Source organism: Streptococcus orisasini, assembly GCF_001431045.1.
Classification (GTDB): Bacteria; Bacillota; Bacilli; order Lactobacillales; family Streptococcaceae; genus Streptococcus; species Streptococcus orisasini.
Genome location: NZ_BCLE01000022.1, coordinates 1 through 22,725, shown reverse-complemented (window position 1 = coordinate 22,725; position 22,725 = coordinate 1). Strand labels below are relative to the sequence as shown.

Here is a 22,725-nt window from a genome sequence, read left to right as displayed (position 1 = left end):
TTAACCTCATTAACATTATTAGCTTGCAAATCTTTTACATAAAGCTCTGCGGTTCATGGTCAATAATCAAACGCAAATCGCGATTTTCTTTTTTCTGCGTTAAATCCAGAATCTGGTTCAAAACAGACTCCAAATGCTCCTCAAAACGGTACTTAATAATAATTTGATAGTGGTAGAGATTATGCGTCCTAGCGATAGGTTTGGGTGTTGGACCCAAAATTTTAATCTTATCCGTCAGCTCAGCCCTAAGAAGAGCCATCACTTCATAAGATTTTTTGATGACCTCCTGCTCGTCCTTATGCGACAGAGTCAAACCTACAGTAAAGTAGTAAGGCGGATAGGCCAAACTACGGCGAATAGCCATTTCCCGACGATAAAAGGCTTCATAATCTTGATTCTTAGCCATTTGGATGGCATAATGATTGGGGTTATAGGTCTGTATCAAAACTTCACCAGGTTTATCAGCCCGTCCTGCCCGGCCAGCTACCTGAGTTAAGAGCTGAAAAGTCCGCTCACTGGAGCGAAAATCAGGCAGATTCAAAGAAGTATCTGCATTTAAAACCCCCACTAAAGTAACATTAGGAAAGTCAAGTCCTTTGGCAATCATCTGAGTACCCAGAAGAATATCAGCTTCTCCTCTGCCAAAGACCCTGAGAATCTTTTCATGGGCTCCTTTTTTTCTGGTTGTGTCAACATCCATACGCAAAACTCGAGCATTTGGCAGCACTTGAAGCAGCTCATCGTAAGCTTTCTGCGTTCCAGTCCCGTAATAACGAATTTTCTTGCTGCTGCAGTTAGGACAACTGCGCGGAATACTTTTAGAAAAGCCGCAATAATGGCAATTCATGGTTTTTGTATCCATGTGTAAGGTCAAGGAAATATCACAATTAGGACAATTGTCCACATAGCCACAGTCCCGGCACATAATAAAACTGGAATAGCCGCGGCGGTTAAGCATAAGCACTGTTTGCTCATTTTTGGCCAGCCTGTCCTTAATTTTATCAATCAGTACTGGCGTTAAATTACTTACTTCCTGTCGACCTATAAAATCACGAAAATCAATAATTTCCACCTTGGGCACCTGAGCCAAGGGATTAGCCCGTTTAGATAATTTCACAAGCTGGTAGACATCGCGGCTAGCTCGAGCCCTGCTTTCAATGCTGGGCGTAGCACTGCCTAAAACAAGCACCGCCTTGTGATAGTCAGCTCGCAGCAGGGCTACATCACGCGCATGATAACGAGGATTTGACTCCTGCTTATAGCTTGCTTCGTGTTCCTCATCAATAATGATGGCGCCAATATTTTCCACAGGTGCAAAAATAGCTGAGCGCGCACCGACAACAACACGGGCTTGACCGGATTTGATCTTGCGCCACTCATCAAATTTCTCACCGTCAGATAAGCCTGAGTGCATAATGGCCACCTGACTGCCAAAGCGAGAAATAAAACGGTTGGTCATCTGCGGTGTCAAAGAAATTTCTGGCACTAAAACGATAGCCGTCTTTCCCATTTTCAAGGTTCTATCGATCACATGTAGGTAAACTTCTGTTTTCCCGCTGCCAGTAATTCCTTCCAACAGGTAGGGTCTGCTGCTATTCCCAATATCAGCAGTTATTTTCGCAACAGCAAGCTTTTGTTCTTCATTTAAGTCCAAAAAATCAGACTGGGTGACAGCTTCAAAATGAGCTGCACTGCGGTTGACTTCTACTTCTCTTATCTTCAGAATGTCCTCTGAAATAAAATAACGGACAACTTCCCGTGAAAAAAGATGCGTCAGTTCTGAGAGAGCCTGACCCTTGGGATGACTGAAAAGGTAATCTTTTAACTCCTGCCGCTTTTTAGCCCGCTTGCTGACAGTTAAGTCTGCTAATTTTTCGACATCAACTTCATAATATTTTTGCGTCTTAATATTCTTTTTATCCTTGGCAACATAAGATACCTCAATTTTACCCGCTTGGATCAAACGCATACTTTTCAGCTGAGCTTCCTGACTTAGCTGCGAAAAATTAACCTGTTTTCGGCCAGCAAAAATAAGCAACTCATCTGCCTGAGTCAGACCATCTTGAGGCTTTAACAGGCGATCATAGTTGGAATTTAAGAGGCTGGGAAGCATGGCTTTCAAAATCGAAATTTTATAGGAAAAAACAGTCTTACGCATTTTGTCTGAAAGCAGCAGCTGTTCTTGATTGAGCACTGGCTCTGCATCTAAAACTTCAACCAAAGGTTTTAACTGGTCATCTTCTCCTTCAGCAATATTGACCACAAAACCCTGCAAAAGACGGTTTCCCCTGCCAAAAGGCACATGAACACGGGATCCTGCCACAAGGACCGATGACAGTTCTTCCGGAATTTTATAAGAAAAGGGTTTATCCGTCTGCATTAAAGGCACATCTACAATAACCTCTGCAATTTTTACCATCATCTACCTCAAATATGAAAAATCTAAGATTGATGCCAACCTTAGATTTTTTCACCTTCTTCTTCTTTTTCTTTAGCAATTTGTTCCTTGATTTTACGCTCTTCTTCTTCTTTAGCCAGACGCTCGGCTTCCGCTTTGGCACGCACAGCCGCGCGCTTAGCTTCTGGATCAGGATGAATGACAACATTGCCTGCTTCAATTTCTTCAAGTGCTTGGAGGGTTGGCTTAACTGATGAAAATTCTTGGGTCGGATTTGCACCGGCTTCAAGCTCATGCGCACGCTTAGCCTGCAGCATTACAAGGGAATATTTTGATGGTACTCTATCCAATAAAGTATCAATCGAAGGTTTTAACATCATAGTTTTTTCTCTTTTCTAATTCATCTTAAAGGCAGTTCTTCTTTGATCATTTTATCATAGCGTCCGATAACACGCTCAACACGGTAGTGTTCTGTTTCGATGATATGCTTGACGCGCTCAGCTGCCAGTTCTACTTCATCATTAACCACAGCATAATCATACTCCCGCATCAAGGCTATCTCTTCCTTAGCCCGCTCAATCCGCTGGGCAATTATCTCTTGACTGTCAGTTCCGCGTCCTACCAAACGATCTTTTAATTCAGCCAAATCTGGCGGTGTCAAAAAGATAAAGACTCCATCTGGAACTTTCTGTTTAACCTGAAGCGCTCCTTGAACTTCAATTTCCAAGAAAACATCAATTCCCTTATCAAGCGTTTCATTAACATAAGTCAGAGGTGTCCCATAATAATTGCCGACATATTCAGCATATTCCAGCATTTGCCCCTGTCTAATGAGTTCTTCAAACTCCTCACGCGTTCGAAAGAAATAGTCAACACCGTCAGTTTCACCGGGTCTTTGCGGACGCGTTGTCATTGAAACCGAATATTCAAACTTATGGTCAGGTGTTGAAAAAATTTTCTGCCTGACAGTCCCCTTGCCAACACCGGAAGGTCCTGAAAAAACGATTAGCAAACCACGCTCAGACATTTTTAGCTCCTTAAAGTTTCTGTTTCTAGTTTAACAAAAAGACATCTGTTTATCAAGAAAATTTTACCAGTTGCCAAAGTCCTGAAAATCAATTAGCAGCTGTAACTACAGCAGAAACATTAAAAGTTATTTGTCAACTCTAGCAGGCCACTAATGAAAGGAAGTTCCAAATTGGATTTGTCCACTGTAACTATTGAGCTAGGTCAAAAAATTCCTTTACTTTTATCAAAACAAAGAAGACCGCAACAAAAGTTCCGGCCTTCCTTAAACTAGTTATTCATATAAAGCTGTTGTTAAGCACTGCTTTAGCTTATTTGGCATAATCAATGGCGCGCAGTTCACGGATAACGGTCACCTTAATATTGCCTGGGTAATCCAAATTGCTTTCAATTTTTTCACGCACTTTATGAGCCATGATGGTTACATCATCATCAGATAGTTTTGCGGGTTCTACCATGATGCGGATTTCGCGTCCTGCCTGAAGGGCATAACTGTTTTGAACACCCTCAAAGCTTGTTGCAATCTCTTCTAAATCGCGTAAACGTTTAATGTAATTTTCCATGGACTCATTGCGAGCACCGGGACGAGCAGAGCTGAGAGCATCCGCAGCAGCTACCAAGACTGCAATCACCGTTTCTGGTTCAACATCACCGTGGTGGCTGGCAATTGTATTGATAACAACTGGATGTTCCTTATACTTGCGGGCGAATTCTGTTCCAATCTCGACGTGACTGCCTTCAACCTCACGGTCAATAGCTTTTCCAATGTCATGAAGGAAACCGGCACGGCGGGCCAAATCAACATTTTCACCCAGCTCGCTTGCCAAAAGTCCAGCTAATTTACCAACTTCAACCGAATGGCGCAGGACGTTTTGACCGTATGACGTACGGAATTGCAACCGTCCCATCAATTTAATCAAGTCTGGATGAAGGTTTGGAGCACCGATTTCAAAGGCCGCTGCCTCACCGTATTCACGGATGCGGTTATCCATTTCCAGACGATTCTTTTCAACCAATTCTTCAATTCGAGCCGGATGAATGCGGCCATCCTGAATCAAAGCTTCCAAAGTCATTCGCGCAATTTCTCTGCGGATTGGATCAAAACCTGATAGAACAACAACTTCGGGTGTATCATCAATGATAATATCAATTCCTGTCAGACTCTCCAAGGTACGAATATTACGGCCTTCTCGACCAATAATCCGCCCCTTCATACTGTCATCAGGTAGGTGAACAGTCGTAATTGTCTGCTCTGTAACATAATCTCCTGCCAGACGCTGCATAGCCTGAGCTAGTAGATTTTTAGCTGTCTTATCAACCTTATCTTTCACTTCACGATCTGCTTCTTTAATACGGCTGGCAATGTCGTGCGACAGTTTTTTTTCTGTTTCAGAAAGAATAATTTCACGCGCCTGATCCTGACTTAAAGCTGCTACTCTTTCCAGCTCCTCAGTTTTCTTAAGCTCTAATTGTTCAACTTGCTGCTCTCGCTCATTAATATGTCTAGATTTATCGGACAGACTTTGCTCTTTGCTATCAAGCAACTGTTCTTTACTGCTTAAATTTTCATCTTTACGATCAAGAGAGCTGGCACGTTCTGTTAAACGTGTCTCCATTTGCTTGAGCTCTTGTCTTTCAGATTTAAATTCTTTTTCAATCTCTTCTCGATATTTTCTAGCCTCTTCCTTTGCTTCTAAAAGCAGTTCCTTTTTATAGGCCTTACTCTCACGTTCTGCTGTCGTTCTGATATGCTCGGCATCCATTTCCGCCTTGCTCCGAGCATTGACAGCATCTTGTTCTGCATTTAAAAGAGTCAGTTCTGCCGTTTCTTTAGCCCTGTTTAATCGGGCTGAAATAACAACATAACCAATAACCAAACCAATGAGGGAGAAAACAAGTGCTAAAAGAATATTTAACATGTTTTACCTCTTTTACCTCAAAAATTCTATTGGATTTCAATTAGAAAATCCAAATTATAGTTTATCATAAATTATTATTTTCTACAATAAAATTGTCAGCAGTATTTTCTAATTTATGATATGATTATCGTAAATATACAAAGGAGATTATTATGTCTAAAAAAGTTATTGTTGAAAGTTTTGAACTGGATCATACAGCCGTAAAAGCCCCTTATGTCCGCTTGATTTCAGAAGATCAAGGACCTAAAGGTGATGTGATTACCAATTTTGATATTCGACTAGTTCAGCCTAATGAAAACGCCATTCCAACCGCTGGCCTTCATACAATCGAACATTTGCTGGCTAAGCTCATCCGCCAACGGATTGACGGTATGATTGACTGCTCTCCCTTTGGCTGCCGGACAGGATTTCATCTCATTATGTGGGGAAAACACACTACCAAAGAAATTGCTCAGGTTCTCAAATCAAGTTTAGAGGAGATTGCCAAGGCTACTTCTTGGGAAGATGTCCCTGGAACCACCATTGAATCCTGCGGAAATTATAAGGATCACAGCCTTTTTTCTGCCAAGGAATGGGCAAGTCTGATTCTTGAGCAGGGCATTTCTGACGATCCTTTTGAACGTCGGATTGTCTGATAAATCTTTAAAAACAAACGAGGCTGATAGCAAAACTCAGCCTCGTTTTTAGTGTATAAAAATAGTTTTACGCAGAATCTAGAAATTAAAGCCAATTTAATGTTTACTCTCATTTTTGGCTGTCTTTTCCACTCCTGCTTGCTCTTTTTTAATAGTCTAGTTTGTCTGAATGACCTGAAGCATTTCCTACAAAGTAACCCGTCTTACAATTAATAGAGAAAAGATAAGTTCCATCCGGTTTAAACATATTGTAATAGCCATTGCCATTGATGATATTGACTTTCTCAAGAATATAGTCATTACCCGTGATATAACCGCGCTGCTGTGAAACAGCCACAATTTTTTCTAAAATACCTGGATTGAAAGTCCACGCTGGATTGCTGCTGTCGGCAATTTTCGATTGGTCATAAGGAACACGGCTACGGTCACGCTGAAGTTTTGCGACATCATAATTTGAGATACCATGACCAGATGCACCTGACGGAGCAGCTGCGTTAGATGAGCCATTGTTGGGATTACTTGGAGCAGCTGGAGCCGAATTATTGGCTGAACCTGATGAACCATTGGCTGCAGCTGAATCTGCAGGGTTGCTTTGTGCAGCTTGCCCGCTGTTTCCTGAACTTGGTGCAGCATTGTTATTGGCATTAGCATTAGATGACGAAGCAGCATTTCCCTCTTTTTTCTTCTCTTCTAATTGCTTGCGGCCATCAGCAATGACTGATTTCAAAAGAGCATCCAAGGTCGCATTCCCGGTGTTTAATTTACTTTCCGGAATATCATCAAAATTAGCATCGTCTTTAACGACAGCTGCTTTCTTATCACCATCAACAATTGCATTGGATTTAAATTTCCCATTGACCGCATTAATGGCTGAAAATTGGCGTTTCAAGCTGTCATATTTTTTCTTTGCTTCATCATAATACTTGCTGCCCTTAAGCTTTTTTAACATCTTCTCTAACTTAGGCAGATTAGCAAACTGATTATTTTTTGGTTTGGCTCTTTTGGCATCCGCAAAGAAATTTGAATAGGACTTTTCAAATGTTTGCGAAATTTCGGCAAAGTCTGTTTTCTTTGTTGTTGATTTTGATGTCTTTGCCGTCTTGCTGGTTTTCGGTGAATGATTGCTGAATTGGTAAGCACCGTAAGCTGCACCGCCAGCCAAGAGACAAAGGACAATCAAAGAGGTAATCAGAACCTTTTTACGTTTATAAAACGGCTGCTCTTCTATGTCATCATCTTCGTCGTCGAACTCATCAAAAAAATCATCAGCAGCTGTACTGCTCCTGCTGTAAGTGGAAGCAGCTGGCACAGCAGTTTCTTTTTCTTCTTCTGCTTCTTCGTTTACATTTAAGAGATTTTCTTTTTCCTGAGTATCTGTTAAAGGCACATCATCAAATTCGGCTTTTTGCCAAACTTTCTGATCAGGATTGATAGCTGGAGCCACAAGGGTATCTTCTAATTCATGGTTTGCTTCTTCGGAAGCAGCTGCTTGAACTTTTGGCTCTTGCTCTGCAGAATCTTCTTCAATGGGCTCAATCAGGCCAGTATCAACCAGTTCCTGACGCTGCTGCTTGATAAAATTATCCAGTGCACTAGTATCAATACTCTGAAAATCGTCGCTCTTTGTATCAAATTTTTGTGAAGCAACTTCATCGCGGTGCTGTTTAATGTAACGATCGAGCACACTGTCTTCTTCTGTTACTCCAGCCTTAATCTCAGAATCTCTGCGCACAGCCTCTTCGACTGTCATGTCTTTGGCATCTTGAAAATCAAGTTTTTCTGTATTTTCCGTGTTTTCTACTGAGTTGTTTTCTTCCTTGGACACGCACTTCTCCGCCTTTCTATTTTAACGTGCGCTTAACACGCTGACCGTAGAACTGATACAAGTCGACTTTTAAGGTTCCATTGTAAAGTTTACGCTTTTTATCTGCTTTTCTTCCGAATTTTTCTTCGAAATTTTCATCGCTGGTTAAAATAAATTGACTCCATGTTTTTAAAGGAGCAAAAGTTTTACCCATTTCATTATACAAAATGTCAACTGCTTTGTCATCAAGCAATCTCTCGCCATAAGGTGGATTAGAAATGATGACACCATTGATTTTATCGGTTTTGAAGTCCTGTAGGCGCATTTGTTTCAATTTGACTACATCTTCAAGTCCAGCTTCTCTGACGTTTTTCTGAGCAATCTCAATCATGCGACCATCAATATCAAACCCTGAAATATCAAGTTCTGCCTCATAGTCAGCTTTCTCATCAGCTTCCTTGCGCACCTTAGCTACTAGGTCTTTATCCACCCAAGGCCATTCTTCAAAGGCAAACTGACGCTTAAGGCCTGGAGCAATGTTCATGCCAATCATAGCAGCTTCGATACAAAATGTCCCCGAACCGCAGGTTGGATCAACAAAAGGCTTATCTGGAAACCAGTTGCTGAGCAAAAGAATAGCGGCAGCCATATTTTCTTTAATGGGAGCGCCACCTTTTTCTGTACGATAGCCGCGTTTAAAAAGACTGGAACCCGTAGTGTCTATCATTACTCTGGCTTGGTCTTTTAAAATGGAAACTTCTAGTTTAAATTCAGGCCCGTTTTCAGGTAAGGGAATATTTTCAGGTCTATGAAAATATTTTTGCAGTTTTTTAACAACAGCCTTTTTGGTAATTCCCTGTACGCTAGGCTCATTATGTAGCCTAGATTTAACAGATCTGGCCTTGGCAACAGGAAACTGACAGCCTAAAGGCAGATAATTTTCCCAATCAAGGGCATAGACACCCTGAAAAAGCTCCTCAAAGGTTCTTGCTGGAAATTCACCAACTAAAATTTTGATGCGGTCTGCCGAGCGCAGCCACAGATTTGCAGTGATAATTGTTTCGACATCTCCCTTAAAAAGAACTCTGCCGTTTTCAACCCGGCAGTCAATCCCCAGCTGCCTTAATTCTTTACCGACAACTGCTTCAATTCCTGCTGCTGCCGTTGCTACTAAATCAAAAGATTTTTTCATAAGTCCTCACTAAATGACAATAAAAGCTAGCAAACCGCTAGCTCACCTATTATGCAATTTTCTATAAGCCATGTTTTGTTCCGAAGGCGACTAGGCCTCACCTTCTTCGATAATCATCTGTCTACTGCTATGCAGTCAGAAAAGACCGTTCTGCTTCCGGCTTTTCCATGCCCCTACCAAAGTTTGGGTTGCTAGCTTGAGGGGTTTACCGCGTTCCACTTTTTGTGTTTCCACAAAAACTACGTCACTGTGGCACTTTCAGGATGACTCTCACCTATCCGAAGACTTAGTGATTTTATCCGCCGTAATGTGCAAAAAGCACATCCCTAGGCTTATTTTTTCGCCTAGCACAAACACTACCAGCATCACAGCCGGTGCTAGCATGGACTTTCCTCATGATAAAACTATCACGCGATTATCCAAAAATTGCACAGTTTTGCCTTTTTATTCGGTAATCTGCTTACCGAACACTTCTTTTTCCAGCCGGCTAATCCGTTTTAAAATATCAAAATTGGTTGCAGTTGTTGCTGCACGGCTGGTTCCTACAGCTGAAGCTGCTTGAACTGATGGCTGAACAGAATCTTGACGTTTTTTCGCCTGCTTAATTTCTTCCTTCAAACGAGCATTTTCCTGACGAAGCTCTTCAATGGTTGACATGTAAGTTTCATAGTCTTTGATGACATCATCAAGAAACTCATCAACTTCTTTTTTGTCATAGCCTCGCATGCTAGATTTGAATTCTTGTTCAAAAATATCTTTAGGGGTGTACATTATACTTGCCATTCGTTTATCTCTCCAAACATATCATTCTGTGTAGAATATGCCTACACTATCATTCATAATCATACAGAAAATAAATTTAAAAATCAAGTCTTTTACGTACAAATTCTAATCTAAATCCTGTGCCATATCATTTAGTTCTTCAAAAGTCAGGCGTTTCAGCCAATAATCGTCCTTAGTCTTCATCAGCTGATACAAATAGTTAAGACTCGTTTCTTTGTCTTCATCATAAAACAAGTAAGCACCGTCTGTATTATCCAGCAAAAATTGATTGTAATTCTTTAACTGACTGGGATTTTGATAGCTATCATAGACATACTTGACAAAATCAGTCTGCTTAAACTTAACTAATTTTTCCTGATTGCTGTCATTCCAATTTTCGCCGTGATTCTTAAAAAGAAAAATGGTTGCTAATTGAAGGTCGTAGGTTTGCTGCAGGTCCAAGGCTACTTCCAGCGCCCAATATTCAAACCCTAAATTCCCCAGAAAAACCAACCAGTCTACTCCCTCATCTAGAAAATGAAGAAGATCGCGCTTGATGGCCTTTTTGATCACGGCTATTTTAGGATCCTTATCTTTAAAAATTCCTAATTCAAAACTTTTGTAACCAGTAACAAGAATTGTACTCATAAGCTGTTGTCCTTTTTAATTTTATGATATAATAGTATATGCTTTATGTTATGTTTTACTTTATTGCAGAGTTAGGAGAACTATGGTCAACTATCCGCATCATTTAATTCGTAAACAAAGCAGACCTGATCAAAAGGCTAAAATGACTGATTTTGCCAATCGCGGTATGTCCTTTGAAGCAGCTATCAATGCGACAAATGAGTATTATCTGTCCCAGCGGATTGCTGTGATCCATAAAAAGCCGACCCCTGTTCAAATTGTAAGGGTAGACTATCCTAAGCGAAGTCGCGCTAAAATTGTCGAAGCCTATTTCAGACAGGCCTCAACGACAGATTATTCAGGAGTTTACAAGGGACATTACATAGACTTTGAGGCAAAAGAAACAAGACATAAGACATCGATACCCATGAAAAATTTTCATGCTCATCAGATTAAGCATATGTCACAAGTTTTAGACCAACAGGGTATTTGCTTTGTCTTATTGCATTTTTCGACACTTAGGGAGACCTATTTGCTTCCTGCTTCCCACCTGATTCGCTTTTATCAGATTGATAAGGGCGGGAAGTCTATGCCACTTGATTATATCAAAAAAAATGGCTATCAAGTGAATGAATCAGCATTTCCTCAAGTTCCTTATTTAGATGTTCTTGAAAAAAATATTTTAGGCGGTGATTAAAATTAAAAATAAATTGAAATTTGACAAATCCAAATTGAAAAATCTCAAATTTAACAAATCCAGTTTTAAAGACATTAAATTTGATAAAAACTTTGGATTAAAGGTTTTAAAATATGGACTTGGTATTATTCTAAGCGCCGTTATTTTAGCTATTATTGTCGGAGGTCTCCTCTTTACTTATTATGTCAGCAGTACGCCCAAGCTTTCCGAAGCTAAACTTAAGGCGACCAATTCCAGTCTGGTTTATGACAGCAACAACAACTTAATTGCCGATTTGGGAGCTGAAAAGCGCGAGAGTATCTCTTCTGATAATATTCCTATCAATTTGGTCAACGCTGTCACTTCCATTGAAGATCACCGCTTTTTCAAACACCGCGGGGTTGATATCTATCGGATTATAGGTGCGGCCTGGAATAACTTGATCAGTAAATCAACTCAAGGGGGATCAACACTTGACCAGCAGCTGATCAAGCTGGCTTACTTCTCCACCAAAGCATCAGACCAGACTTTAAAGCGTAAAGCTCAGGAAGTTTGGCTGTCGCTGAAAATGGAAAGAAAGTATACCAAGGAAGAAATTTTAACCTTCTACATTAACAAGGTTTACATGGGAAATGGTAACTATGGAATGCGTACGGCGGCCAAATCTTACTACGGCAAAGACCTTAAAGAGCTCTCAATTGCTCAGCTGGCAACCCTAGCAGGTATTCCGCAGGCGCCAACCCAATATGATCCATATGCCCAACCTAAAGCAGCAACCAGCAGACGAAATACTGTTTTGTCTCAAATGTACAAGCATAAAAAGATTACCCAGTCTGAATACGATAAGGCAGTAGCTACCCCGATTTCAGATGGTCTTCAAGAGCTGAAACGGACATCAAGTTATCCAAAATATATGGATAATTATCTGAAACAGGTTATTGCTGAAGTTAAAAAGCGTACTGGCCAGGACATCTTCTCAGCCGGTATGAAGGTCTATACAAATGTTAATGCCGAAGCACAGCAGTACCTTTGGAACATTTACAATACCGATCAATTTGTTGCCTATCCGGATGCCGATTTCCAAGTTGCTTCAACTGTTATGGATGTTACTACCGGTAAAGTCATTGCTCAGCTTGGCGGACGTAACCAAGATACCAATGTATCTTTCGGAACCAACCAAGCGGTTCTAACCGACCGTGACTGGGGATCAACCATGAAGCCGATTTCTGCTTATGGTCCAGCCCTGGAAAGCGAGGCTTTTACGACAACAGCGCAGATGCTTAACGACTCTGTTTATTACTATCCAGGAACAACCACTCAAGTCTATGACTGGGACCGTCGCTATAACGGCTGGATGACCATTCAAACAGCTATCCAGCAATCACGTAACGTTCCGGCAGTAAGAGCCCTTGACGCTGCTGGTTTAGACACAGCCAAAGGCTTCCTAAACGGACTTGGAATTGATTACCCAGAAATGCGCTATTCAAACGCTATTTCAAGTAATACAAGCAGTGCTGACCAGAAATACGGCGCCAGCAGTGAAAAGATGGCTGCTGCCTTTGCTGCCTTCTCCAATGGCGGAACTTATTACCAACCTCAATATGTCAATAAAATCGAATTCAGTGACGGTACGTCTGAAACCTACGATGCCAAAGGCACTCGAGCTATGAAAGAGACGACTGCTTATATGATGACAGACATGCTAAAAACTGTATTGACTTACGGTACAGGTACTGAAGCGGCCATCCCTGGCCTTTACCAAGCAGGTAAAACAGGAACATCTAACTACGACGACCATGAATTAGTTGAAATGGCTGAAAAGTATGGCATCAATCCATATGGACTTGGTACTATTGCTCCCGATGAAAACTTTGTCGGCTATACCACACAGTATTCAATGGCGGTTTGGACCGGCTACAAAGACCGGCTGAAACCTGTTTACGGAGAAAGTCTTAAAATAGCGACTCAAGTTTATCGGGCTATGATGTCTTACCTGGCCAGCTCAGGCTCAGGCAGCTCTGACTGGGTAATGCCTGCCGGGCTCTACCGCAGCGGCGGATATCTCTACCTTAATGGTTCTTCTGGTTCAAACAGCAGATATGGTGCTCCACCAGTCACTTCCTTCTCAACACAATCCTCTTCTAATGCTAATGATGATGAAGATAGCGATGATGACGAAGATAACCAAGAAGACGAAAATAATGGTAACCAGTCAGCAACTGAAGCTCCTCAGCAAAGCAGTGAAGCCTCATCTGCCAACAGCGAAGCAACATCTGCTGCTAACTCTGGTAACCCTTAACAACAGATGATAATAAATAAGAGCGTATCTGATAAAATCGGTTCTTTCGAACTCACGATTCATCAGATACGCTCTTTTAATTGCTGCTTAAATCTTCTGTAGCACCTTATACTCTTCAAAAATTATTTAACTTCATTTTTCCAAAGTAAATACAAATCTTTATGCTTCCAATATACCAGCATAGTTTACTTCGCCAAAGCTCCCATCGGATCCCATGGTGCAAGAACGATTGGCTCAGCTTCATAGGCAGTCAGTTCTTCAGCAGTTAGGAAATCTTTGCGGACAACAATCTGATAAGTATATTCGTCCATCCAAGCGTCTGAAGCCACGAAGTAACCTTTTTGACCAACCTTGTCTCCCCATGAATTTTCAACTTTCCATTTGATAGCTTTGCCATGATCATCTAAATCAACACCAGTTAAAACCATAGCATGTGTCATAAGGCTCTCACTGTAGTCAAGGCGGCCAGCCTTATCTTGTGTTAGGCTAATATCCATAGCAGCCTTAAAATCGTAGGTATTGGTTGCAAGGATCCCCTTTTGCCGGTCAGAGACCTGTCCGACATCAGAACCAAACCAGACCGTTTCTCCAGCCTGCATTTGTGCAATAGCCAGTTCTTTGAAACGTTCCATATCCAGATTAAGATAGCGAACAGCTGGACTGCCAACAACATTCCCCAGCATTTCTACCGTATAAGATTTGCCGTAAGGTTTGTCGGTAGTTGGAGCGTTGATAATAGACACGTAATCTGATAATTTAAGACCAACATACTTTTCATAGAAGGCTTGGGGAGTGATGTTCTTTTCAGATTGATAATTGTTATCTTTATCGCGGTAAGCAAAATCAAAAGTACGCGGCGGCAGACCAAGGTTCATGGCAAGAAAATTGAAAATATCCTGCAAAAGTTCTTCTTTCTTGGTTTGAACAGCTGCACTGTCTGCACCTGCTGCAATAAACTCACGCAAAATTTGAGCATCTTGGCGGAGCAATTTATTGAGGTATTGGTTGAGTTCGCGGCTGTTGCTTGAAGAGATAGACTCTGGATAAACAGACTTGGGAACAACACCGTATTTTTCAAAAAGGGCAACCACCATGTCCCATTGACCACCGTCTTGTTGTGGGACATCAAGTAAAAACTTCACCTTGCGGCTGCTAAGGTCTTGATCTGCCGTAGCAATAACCTGCTCAAAAAACCAATTGGCTTTTTCGTACTTATCCCAAAAGAAAGTATGGGCCTGCGAAAGTTCAAAATTCTCCAATTTAAAATCAGCAATCAGCTTATGACGAAAAGTATTGAGAGCGGCAAACATCCAGCAGCGACCAGAAGCTTTTTGATTAGCTACTTCATCCTTGGTCAAATCAATAGAAAAGACATGATCGTTATCAATTTCGCTTTGACGCGTTTCAAGCGATTTTAATAGACCATTGTGAGTAATAGCATTTTCAACTGCCTGAAATTTAGCATTGGCTTCATATTGTTCAATTAATTTATCTGTAAATGATGTGGTTAATTCTGACATATTAATCTCCTATCAGTCATTTTAAGTTAAATCGAGCTATTCTAGCGCCAAAAATTATCAAAAACCGAAATAGGCAAATGACGCTTGTGTTCCGTTTTTTGCCACCAAGTTTCGATTTTTTCCCGAGCTTCAGCAGAAATATCTTTACCCTCGAGATAATCATCAATATCATTGTAAGTTACACCCAAGGCCACCTCATCAGCAATTCCCGGCTTGTTTTCTTCAAGATCTGCTGTCGGAATTTTTTCATACAGAGCCTTATCTGCTCCTAATTCTGCTAAAAGCTGCTTCCCTTGGCGCTTATTCAGGCGGTAAAGCGGCAGGATGTCCGCACCGCCATCCCCAAACTTCGTAAAGAAACCAGTGATATTTTCAGCGGCGTGGTCAGTACCAATAACAGCCCCGCTGTTTTCGCCAGCAACAGCATACTGAGTAATCATGCGCTGACGAGCCTTAATATTGCCCTTATTAAAATCAGAAACAGATACCCCGGCTTCTTTAAGAGCCGCTACCTGACCATCAACAGCTGCCTTAATATTCACTGCTAAGCTAAGATCTGGCTGAATAAAGGCCAAAGCACGCTGGGCATCAGCCTCATCCGCTTGAATACCATAGGGCAAGCGAAGTGCAATAAACTGATAGTCTTGATTTCCAGTTTCCTGCCGCAGCTCTTCTATAGCAATTTGTGCCAGACGGCCGGCCAAGCTTGAATCTTGTCCACCGGAAATTCCTAAAACATAAGTTTTCAAAAAAGGGTGCTTTTTCATGTAATCTTTCAAAAACTCAACTGATCTGCGAATTTCTTCTTTAGCATTAATGCTGGGTTTTACACCTAACTGAGCAATTATTTTTTCTTGTAAGCTCATTGAACTTCACCTTTCTCATAAGCCTCTTTGCGGATACGATCAATAAGATCCATTTTATTTTGCCAAACATCACGTGCAAGATCGACTGGATAATCCTGCGGATTGAGAACACGTTTGTATTCATCCCACAATTTATCAAATTCCTTGCGGGCATAGTCTTGAATCTCCTGCAGACTTGGCTGAGTATAAACAAGGCGGCCTTGGTCAAAAATATCAACCAGCAGCGGCACTGCATCAAAATTTTTCACTTTTTTATTGATGTAAGTATAGGTCGGATGGAACATATCCAGTTCTTCTAAATCATTGACATCAATATCAGTAAAGGTAATATAGTCACCCTCTGATTTGCCTTCGGCACGGCTGGTAATGCGCCAGACTTGTTTTTTGCCTGGTGTTGACACCTTCTCAGCATTGTTGGAAAGCTTGATGGTATCCTGCATGACTCCCTTGTCATCCTCAATAGAAACAATCTTGTAAACAGCTCCCAGAGCAGGCTGATCATAGGCTGTGATTAGTTTGGTTCCTACTCCCCAGACATCAATCTTAGCTTTTTGCATCTTGAGATTAAGAATGGTATTTTCATCAAGATCATTGGAGGCATAAATCTTAGCATCAGGATAGCCAGCTTCATCCAGCTGTTTTCGCACCTTTTTAGACAAATAAGCCATGTCCCCTGAGTCAATCCGCACACCTAAAAAGTTAATCTTATCGCCCAATTCATTAGCCACTCGAATAGCAGCAGGTACGCCCAGACGAAGTGTATCATAAGTATCTACCAAAAACACACAGTCCTTATGAGTTCCTGCATAAGCCATAAAGGCATCATAATCATTGCCGTAAGTCTGAACGAGAGCATGCGCATGAGTACCGGAAACAGGAATACCAAAGAGTTTTCCAGCACGAACGTTGCTGGTTGCATTAGCACCGCCGATAACGGCAGCCCGTGTTCCCCAAATGGCCGCGTCCAATTCCTGCGCACGCCGAGTACCAAACTCTAAAAGCGGTTCATCCTCAATGACTGAGCGAATGCGGGCTGCTTTTGTAGCAATTAAGGTTTGAAAATTGACAATATTCAAAAGAGCCGTCTCAACCAGCTGGCACTGAGCAAGCGGACCTTCAATTTGAACAATGGGCTCATTGGCAAAAACTAAGTCACCTTCCTGAGCAGATCTGACACTCAATTCCAATTTAAAATTCCTAAGATAGGCAAGAAAATCCGCCGGATAATTCAGCTCTTCCAAATAAGCAAGATCAGTTTCTGAAAAGCTTAATTCTTGCAAATAAGCAATCATCCGCTCCAAACCTGCAAAAACAGCGTAACCATTTGCGAAAGGTTCTTTACGAAAATAAATCTCAAAAACAGCATTTTTATTATGGATACCTTGGTCAAAATAGACCTGCATCATATTGATTTGATACAAATCTGTATGTAAAGTTAAACTGTCATCCTTATACATACATACTCTCCTTTTAATTAAGATACAAAGGGCGTGAAGAAAGCGAGAAGAAAATAGGAGCCTAACGCCATGCGCTTTGCGCATAAGGCAGGCTATCTTTTTCTCGACGCTTTTAGCCCGTGTTCAATTAGTAAGATACAAAGGGCGTGAAGAAATCCGTATAAAAATAGGAAACTGACGCCGTGTCATCAAGACACAAGGAAGTTTATCTTTTTTACTAGGATTTTAGCCCATGTTCAGTTAGTAAGATACAAAGAGCATTAGCGAGCAAAGTCAAAATAGGAGGTTCGACGAAGAGTCAAAGGACTCTAGGAGAAGCTATCTTTTTGACACAGCTCGCAGCTCGTGTTCAATTACGTAAGATACGGTAGAGGATTGTTATCTAAGTGCTTTGCACTTGATAACAAACGCCAATCACCATTGTGAATTGGCTACCTCTCCCACTAACTTCGTTTGCTTAGTAAAATCGACTAACCAAACGAAGGGGCGCAAAGGGCGTTACGAGCAAAGTCAAAATAGGAGGTTCGACGAAGAGTCAAAGGACTCTAGGAGAAGCTATCTTTTTGACACAGCTCGCAGCTCGTGTTCAATTACGTAAGATACGGTAGAGGATTGTTATCTAAGTGCTTTGCACTTGATAACAAACGCCAATCACCATTGTGAATTGGCTACCTCTCTCACTAACTTCGTTTGCTTAGTAAGATCGACTAACCAAACGAAGGGGCGCAAAGGGCGTTACGAGCAAAGTCAAAAAGCAGGTTCGACCAAGAGTCACAGGACTCTGGGAGAAGCTGTCTTTTTGACACAGCTCGTAGCTCGTGTTCGATTATATTTATGGCTACTATTATATCACAAAATCGCTAACCGATAAGCAAAAGTGAGAATAATCACAAAAAAGTCTGCTTTTCTTTTTTATTAATGAATAACTAAAAAGATGGCAGTAAGACAGGACTTATACTCAATAAAAATCAAAAATAGGCTAGGCGACAGACTGCAGGTCATACTGGGGTAGGGCAAAGTAAAGGCAACAACCTATAGTTTTGATTTTTGAAGAGTATTAACTATTTTGTGCTTGAACAATCCACTTCTTTTAGCATATAAAAAAACCAGCTCCAGACTCTAAGCAAATGAAGATCAGAATTGGAAACTGGCTTTCTTGTTTTTAAAAATGATTGACAATATACTGATAGGCTTCCTGAGCTGCTACAGCGCCGTCACCGACAGCTGTTGTAATCTGGCGCAGGTCTTTTTGGCGGACATCGCCGACAGCAAAAATACCTGAGACCTTGGTATTCATGTGGTTATCCGTTGGAATCCAGCCTGCTTCATCGGTAATAGACAGATCCTTCACTATGCTTGAAACTGGATCGAGCCCCACATAGATAAAGACGCCGCCAAATGCATGGTTGGTCACCTGACCGGTTTTGACATTTTCAATATCAACGCTGGTAACCTTGACATCATTGCCTTTAATTTCTTTGACAACCGAATCCCAAATAAATTCGACCTTGTCATTGGCAAAAGCACGCTCTTGCAATACTTTTTGAGCTCGCAGCTCATCACGGCGATGAACAATGGTTACCTTATTAGCGAATCTGGTTAAGAAGAGGGCTTCTTCAACAGCTGAATCGCCACCGCCAACAACTAGCAAATCTTGTCCGCGGAAAAAAGCACCATCACAGACAGCACAGTAAGAAACTCCCCGGCTGTTGTAGCTTTCTTCTCCTTCTACCCCAAGAGAACGGTGCTTAGCACCAGTGGCAACGATAACCGTTCGTGTTTCATAACTGGCATCTTCAGTCAGTACTTTTTTAAAATTTCCATGGTCTTCAACGGCTGAAACAATGCCGTAGAGATTTTCAACCCCAAATTTTTCAAGCGGTTCATGCATTTTCATTGATAACTCGGGTCCAGAAATCAGTTCATAGCCCGGATAATTTTCAATATCAGAGGTATTATTCATTTGTCCGCCCGGCGCTCCTTGTTCTAAGACAGCAACCTTGAGATTACTTCTGGCAGCATAGAGAGCAGCCGTCATTCCTGCAGGACCTGAACCAATAATAATTGTATCGTACATTATTTTTCCTTCTTTTTTTTGTTCTTATATTCTAAATCAAATTTTAAAAATTTACCACTTTTATGCCTTGACCATCAAAATGATTGCCATAAAGGCAAAGGATAGGATGGGAATGCTTACCAAATCTATTAGCAGCGCCTCATACAAAATCGTCAAGCGCTCCTTGGATGTCTTATCTTTTTTGCGAATAGCACGGTAAAGAATCCAGCCCGCACTGGCTAAAACAACCGTTAAAGCAGACAAAAGCAAGCCTTGTATATACAAATTAAAAATTTCTGCTAACATATTAACCACCATAAATAAAAATACTCTGATTAAGAGTATTCTTATTATATCAAATAAAGGTTTTTTTGTAACTGGCAAAAAACTCTTTTGTCCGTTCTTCTTTTGGATGATTGAAGAGCTGATCCGGTGTTCCCTGCTCCAAAATATGCCCTTTTTCAAGGAACAAAACTTTATGGGCTACCTGACGGACAAAACTCATATCATGACTGACCAAGACCATGGTTTGCCCTGATTTAGCTGCATCCGCAATTGATTTTTCAACTTCACCAACAAGCTCAGGGTCAAGTGCTGAGGTTGGCTCATCAAGCAAAAGAACATCTGGCTTCATAGCAAGAGCCCTTGCCAAAGCAACGCGCTGCTTCTGGCCTCCGGAAAGGTGGCGCGGATAATGGTTTTCACGATCAGAAAGGCCAACCTTGGCCAGTTCTTCCTTGGCAATCTTGGTTGCTTCTTCATCAGATAATTTCTTAACGATTTTAAGGCCTTCTTTAACATTATCAAGCGCTGTCCGGCGTTCAAAAAGATTAAACTGCTGGAAAACCATAGCTAATTTACGGCGTAGCGTTAGAATTTCTTCTTTGGTAATGGTATCAAAATTGACCTTGAAATCATCAATCTCAATTCTGCCTGAATCAGGCTGTTCCAGATAATTCATGCTGCGCAGAAAAGTCGATTTACCAGCGCCGGAAGCACCGACAAGGGCAACAACTTCGCCTTTTTCAATATCAAGATCAAGACCGTCTAAGACCTTTTGTCCGGAAAATTCTTTAGTTAAATTGGAAATTCGAATCATTAACGCACACCTCCTTCCACTGCTTGATCTTTAACAAGATTATCAGGGGAAGTAATTTCCATCTTCTTTTCAATCAAGCGTCCAGCTTGCTCAATCAGGATACTGACACCCCAATAGATAATAGCTACAGAAATAAAACGTTCAAAATAACGGTAATCACTGCCGCCGAGGATCTGAGCCTGAGCAAACATTTCGACAATACCAGCATTAAAGGCAAGAGACGTTCCCTTGGTTAAACCGATTAAGGTATTAATCAGAGTCGGAGTCGCAACAACTGCAGCATTGGGAATAATAACCCGGCGATAAACCTGAACAGTTGTCATTCCCAGACTCTTGGCCGCTTCAATTTCTCCTGAATTGACCGACTGAATAGCTGCCCGAATGGTCTCGCTGGTATAAGCCGCCTCATTAAAAGCAAAGGCTGTGATGGCAAAGACAGAAGCTGGGATAGCATTAATATTAAAATCAGTTCCCATCTTTTGATTGAGAGCCTTCAGCAGCAAAGGTATCCCATAATAGGTCAGCATGAGCTGAACCAAGATGGGTGTCCCTCGCAGGAAAGAAACAAAGAAGGCCTGAATCGGATAGAGAATTTTAACCCGATTAATTTTGACAACAGCAAACAAAAGAGCCAAAAGCAAACCAAAGACGGAGCCACCTAAGGTTAGAATCAGCGTTGTTGGCAGTTTTTCTAAGATAGAAGGAATCGCGTCAAATACTGCCCGCCAGCTAAAAAGTTTCCCGTTGGGCAGACTGCTGACAAGTTTGTCATACCAGCCTGCCGCTAAAAGTAAATAAAACATAGTTCTCCTTTATTTAAGATACAAAAGGCGTGAAGAAATCCGTATAAAAATAGGAAACTGACGCTGTGTCGTTAAGACACAAGGAAGTTTATCTTTTTTACTAGGATTTTAGCCCGTGTTCGATTACATAAGATACGGCAGAGGATTGTTATCTAAGTGCTCTGCACTTGATAACAAACGCCAATCACCATTGTGACTTGGCTACCTCTCCCACTAACTTTGTTTGGTTAGTAAGATCGACTAACCAAACAAAGTGTCGCAAAAGGCGTAAGCGACATACAGCAAAATAAGCGGTAAGTCAGAAATCTGAGATTTCGTTGACGCACCCTCGTCAGGACGACTAGAACTCTCAATGCCTGCAAGGCGCAGAGAGTTCAGACGTCTACGACGAATTTAAAACCAAGAGTCGCAGGACTCTGGGAGAAGCTGTCTTTCTGCACAGTGTCGTAGCTGTCTTCAATTAAATCAATCAAGCGAAGAAACATAATCGCCGCCAAAATATTTTTGGCTCAGTTTTTTCAAAGTGCCGTCTTTTTGAAGGACCTTGATGCGTTTATTAACAAACTTCTGAAGTTTTTGTCCTGTCTTGTCCTTGGCAAAAAGAAGATATTCCAGTCCATCCTTTTCACCGCCGACTTTCCCTTTAACATTAGTAACCTTCAGTTTCATGCCTTGATCCTTGATGACTGTTTTTAGCGAAATGGCATCGTAAAGCAGGAAGTCAATCTTTCCTGCCTCGACATTTTGGAGACGCTGCGTCAAGGTCACACTGTTGGCTACATAATGAATGTCAATAGCTGTCTCATCTGAATGGCGCTTGTTCCAATTTTCAAGAATAGCCGCATAGTTAGAACCAGCATAGACTTCTACCGATTTGCCAGACAGGCTGTCCAAAGTTTTCAACTTACCCTTTTTACTAGCAATGGCATAGTTAGATTTTGAGACAGGATCTGAAAAGAGGTATTTTTCTGCTCTTTCGTCACTGTAGTTAAAATTATTGGCCGACATTTGGTAACGCCCAGCATCTATCCCTGTCAAAATGGAGGAAAAAGCTACAGTTTCAAACTTAGCCTTATACTGTTTTGAGTCCTTAAAAATTGCCTTCACTAAGGCAACATCGTAACCATCAAATTGCTTATCTTTTTTATAAGTAAAAGGTGCTGTGTCTGAATCAGTAGCTACTGTCACTGTTTCCTTTGCGGCTACCTTGACCGGTAATACTAAAGCCAGCACCGTTACAGCGAGTAAAATAGAAGCAGCCAATAATTTTTTCATTTTCATATCGTTCTCCTGAAATAAATTATACTGCCAATTAAAGCACCATAAGCCCTAAAACAAAGGGCTTACAGCAAGCCTAAACCTACAAAACAGGGCTTTAAAGCAGTTTAAATCATTATATTTCAGTCTATCACGATAAGTAGACCCTGTATAATAGTTTTTTTCTATCACTGTGATAATATTTTCCTATCACTGATATCAAAATGTGAGATAGATTTAATCATAGCACTTGTCTGCTTCTCTTTCAAAGAATTGAACTATTCTTTGTCAAATTTAACAGTTAAGACTGGAACACATTGTCCCAGCCT

At 41.2% G+C, this 22,725-nt stretch carries 19 protein-coding genes and 1 other RNA gene; 3 read left to right on the top strand and 17 right to left on the bottom strand.

The window, feature by feature from the left end; all coding sequences use genetic code 11:
* Positions 1-34: 34 nt before the first annotated feature.
* The 4 genes from SCSH_RS04115 to SCSH_RS04100 form a co-directional block, all read right to left on the bottom strand.
* Positions 35-2,419, bottom strand: coding sequence for a primosomal protein N' (locus SCSH_RS04115; RefSeq protein WP_057490627.1), 2,385 nt, complete (start codon positions 2,417-2,419; stop codon positions 35-37).
* Between the two features lie 41 nt (positions 2,420-2,460).
* A complete protein-coding gene (gene rpoZ, locus SCSH_RS04110; RefSeq protein WP_057490626.1) occupies positions 2,461-2,778 on the bottom strand; it encodes a DNA-directed RNA polymerase subunit omega in 318 nt (105 codons plus the stop codon).
* A 20-nt stretch (positions 2,779-2,798) separates the two neighbouring features.
* The gene (gene gmk / locus SCSH_RS04105) at positions 2,799-3,425 is read right to left on the bottom strand and encodes a guanylate kinase (protein ID WP_057490625.1); all 627 of its coding nucleotides are present in this window, start codon (positions 3,423-3,425) and stop codon (positions 2,799-2,801) included.
* 310 nt (positions 3,426-3,735) lie between these two features.
* Positions 3,736-5,343 (bottom strand): ribonuclease Y, encoded by a 1,608-nt coding sequence (locus tag SCSH_RS04100; RefSeq protein WP_057490624.1) that lies wholly within the window; start codon positions 5,341-5,343, stop codon positions 3,736-3,738.
* A 152-nt stretch (positions 5,344-5,495) separates the two neighbouring features.
* Here SCSH_RS04100 and SCSH_RS04095 point away from each other — a divergent pair, with 152 nt between their 5' ends.
* The gene (locus tag SCSH_RS04095) at positions 5,496-5,978 is read left to right on the top strand and encodes an S-ribosylhomocysteine lyase (protein ID WP_057490623.1); all 483 of its coding nucleotides are present in this window, start codon (positions 5,496-5,498) and stop codon (positions 5,976-5,978) included.
* Positions 5,979-6,126: 148 nt separating this feature from the next.
* Here the strand turns inward: SCSH_RS04095 and SCSH_RS04090 are convergent, their stop codons facing one another.
* The 5 genes from SCSH_RS04090 to SCSH_RS04075 form a co-directional block, all read right to left on the bottom strand.
* Positions 6,127-7,803, bottom strand: a complete 1,677-nt coding sequence (locus tag SCSH_RS04090; protein ID WP_057490622.1) for a cell division site-positioning protein MapZ family protein — start codon at positions 7,801-7,803, stop codon at positions 6,127-6,129.
* 16 nt (positions 7,804-7,819) lie between these two features.
* Positions 7,820-8,974, bottom strand: a complete 1,155-nt coding sequence (locus SCSH_RS04085) for a THUMP domain-containing class I SAM-dependent RNA methyltransferase (protein ID WP_057490621.1) — start codon at positions 8,972-8,974, stop codon at positions 7,820-7,822.
* Positions 8,975-9,033: 59 nt separating this feature from the next.
* Positions 9,034-9,401, bottom strand: an RNA gene (rnpB, locus tag SCSH_RS10875) — RNase P RNA component class B.
* A 17-nt stretch (positions 9,402-9,418) separates the two neighbouring features.
* A complete protein-coding gene (gene gpsB, locus SCSH_RS04080) occupies positions 9,419-9,757 on the bottom strand; it encodes a cell division regulator GpsB (RefSeq protein ID WP_057490620.1) in 339 nt (112 codons plus the stop codon).
* A 105-nt stretch (positions 9,758-9,862) separates the two neighbouring features.
* Entirely contained in the window at positions 9,863-10,384 is a 522-nt protein-coding gene (locus SCSH_RS04075) for an SLOG family protein (RefSeq protein WP_057490619.1), read from the bottom strand.
* Between the two features lie 82 nt (positions 10,385-10,466).
* Between SCSH_RS04075 and recU the strand changes: the two genes are divergently transcribed.
* Positions 10,467-11,060 (top strand): Holliday junction resolvase RecU, encoded by a 594-nt coding sequence (gene recU, locus SCSH_RS04070; protein WP_057490618.1) that lies wholly within the window; start codon positions 10,467-10,469, stop codon positions 11,058-11,060.
* A complete protein-coding gene (gene pbp1a / locus SCSH_RS04065) occupies positions 11,053-13,338 on the top strand; it encodes a penicillin-binding protein PBP1A (protein WP_057490617.1) in 2,286 nt (761 codons plus the stop codon). The genes recU and pbp1a overlap by 8 nt, the downstream gene beginning before the upstream one ends.
* A 185-nt stretch (positions 13,339-13,523) precedes the next feature.
* On the opposite strand, the gene pepC is transcribed toward pbp1a, so the two are convergent.
* From pepC to SCSH_RS04025, 8 genes are all read right to left on the bottom strand, one after another.
* Complete coding sequence (gene pepC, locus SCSH_RS04060) at positions 13,524-14,858, bottom strand: aminopeptidase C (protein WP_057490616.1); 1,335 nt, start codon at positions 14,856-14,858, stop codon at positions 13,524-13,526.
* Positions 14,859-14,899: 41 nt separating this feature from the next.
* A complete protein-coding gene (gene nadE, locus SCSH_RS04055) occupies positions 14,900-15,724 on the bottom strand; it encodes an NAD(+) synthase (protein WP_057490615.1) in 825 nt (274 codons plus the stop codon).
* Positions 15,721-17,181 carry a nicotinate phosphoribosyltransferase gene (locus SCSH_RS04050; protein WP_057490614.1) on the bottom strand — a complete coding sequence of 487 codons (1,461 nt, stop codon included), beginning with the start codon at positions 17,179-17,181 and terminating at the stop codon, positions 15,721-15,723. Before SCSH_RS04050 ends, nadE begins: the two co-directional genes overlap by 4 nt.
* Positions 17,182-18,343: 1,162 nt before the next feature.
* The gene (gene trxB, locus SCSH_RS04045) at positions 18,344-19,258 is read right to left on the bottom strand and encodes a thioredoxin-disulfide reductase (protein ID WP_057490613.1); all 915 of its coding nucleotides are present in this window, start codon (positions 19,256-19,258) and stop codon (positions 18,344-18,346) included.
* Positions 19,259-19,318: 60 nt separating this feature from the next.
* Complete coding sequence (locus SCSH_RS04040) at positions 19,319-19,543, bottom strand: DUF4059 family protein (RefSeq protein ID WP_057490612.1); 225 nt, start codon at positions 19,541-19,543, stop codon at positions 19,319-19,321.
* Between the two features lie 49 nt (positions 19,544-19,592).
* The gene (locus SCSH_RS04035) at positions 19,593-20,336 is read right to left on the bottom strand and encodes an amino acid ABC transporter ATP-binding protein (RefSeq protein ID WP_057490611.1); all 744 of its coding nucleotides are present in this window, start codon (positions 20,334-20,336) and stop codon (positions 19,593-19,595) included.
* Positions 20,336-21,139, bottom strand: a complete 804-nt coding sequence (locus tag SCSH_RS04030) for an amino acid ABC transporter permease (protein WP_057490610.1) — start codon at positions 21,137-21,139, stop codon at positions 20,336-20,338. Before SCSH_RS04030 ends, SCSH_RS04035 begins: the two co-directional genes overlap by 1 nt.
* A 465-nt stretch (positions 21,140-21,604) precedes the next feature.
* Positions 21,605-22,420, bottom strand: coding sequence for a transporter substrate-binding domain-containing protein (locus SCSH_RS04025; RefSeq protein WP_057490609.1), 816 nt, complete (start codon positions 22,418-22,420; stop codon positions 21,605-21,607).
* Positions 22,421-22,725: the final 305 nt, after the last annotated feature.

Bases quoted from the DNA above. Each gene is read 5' to 3' on its own strand.
- SCSH_RS04115 (WP_057490627.1), bottom strand. From the start codon at position 2,419: ATGGTAAAAATTGCAGAGGTTATTGTAGATGTGCCTTTAATGCAGACG.
- rpoZ (WP_057490626.1), bottom strand. From the start codon at position 2,778: ATGATGTTAAAACCTTCGATTGATACTTTATTGGATAGAGTACCATCA.
- gmk (WP_057490625.1), bottom strand. From the start codon at position 3,425: ATGTCTGAGCGTGGTTTGCTAATCGTTTTTTCAGGACCTTCCGGTGTT.
- SCSH_RS04100 (WP_057490624.1), bottom strand. From the start codon at position 5,343: ATGTTAAATATTCTTTTAGCACTTGTTTTCTCCCTCATTGGTTTGGTT.
- SCSH_RS04095 (WP_057490623.1), top strand. From the start codon at position 5,496: ATGTCTAAAAAAGTTATTGTTGAAAGTTTTGAACTGGATCATACAGCC.
- SCSH_RS04085 (WP_057490621.1), bottom strand. From the start codon at position 8,974: ATGAAAAAATCTTTTGATTTAGTAGCAACGGCAGCAGCAGGAATTGAA.
- gpsB (WP_057490620.1), bottom strand. From the start codon at position 9,757: ATGGCAAGTATAATGTACACCCCTAAAGATATTTTTGAACAAGAATTC.
- SCSH_RS04075 (WP_057490619.1), bottom strand. From the start codon at position 10,384: ATGAGTACAATTCTTGTTACTGGTTACAAAAGTTTTGAATTAGGAATT.
- recU (WP_057490618.1), top strand. From the start codon at position 10,467: ATGGTCAACTATCCGCATCATTTAATTCGTAAACAAAGCAGACCTGAT.
- pepC (WP_057490616.1), bottom strand. From the start codon at position 14,858: ATGTCAGAATTAACCACATCATTTACAGATAAATTAATTGAACAATAT.
- nadE (WP_057490615.1), bottom strand. From the start codon at position 15,724: ATGAGCTTACAAGAAAAAATAATTGCTCAGTTAGGTGTAAAACCCAGC.
- SCSH_RS04050 (WP_057490614.1), bottom strand. From the start codon at position 17,181: ATGTATAAGGATGACAGTTTAACTTTACATACAGATTTGTATCAAATC.
- trxB (WP_057490613.1), bottom strand. From the start codon at position 19,258: ATGTACGATACAATTATTATTGGTTCAGGTCCTGCAGGAATGACGGCT.
- SCSH_RS04040 (WP_057490612.1), bottom strand. From the start codon at position 19,543: ATGTTAGCAGAAATTTTTAATTTGTATATACAAGGCTTGCTTTTGTCT.
- SCSH_RS04035 (WP_057490611.1), bottom strand. From the start codon at position 20,336: ATGATTCGAATTTCCAATTTAACTAAAGAATTTTCCGGACAAAAGGTC.
- SCSH_RS04030 (WP_057490610.1), bottom strand. From the start codon at position 21,139: ATGTTTTATTTACTTTTAGCGGCAGGCTGGTATGACAAACTTGTCAGC.
- SCSH_RS04025 (WP_057490609.1), bottom strand. From the start codon at position 22,420: ATGAAAATGAAAAAATTATTGGCTGCTTCTATTTTACTCGCTGTAACG.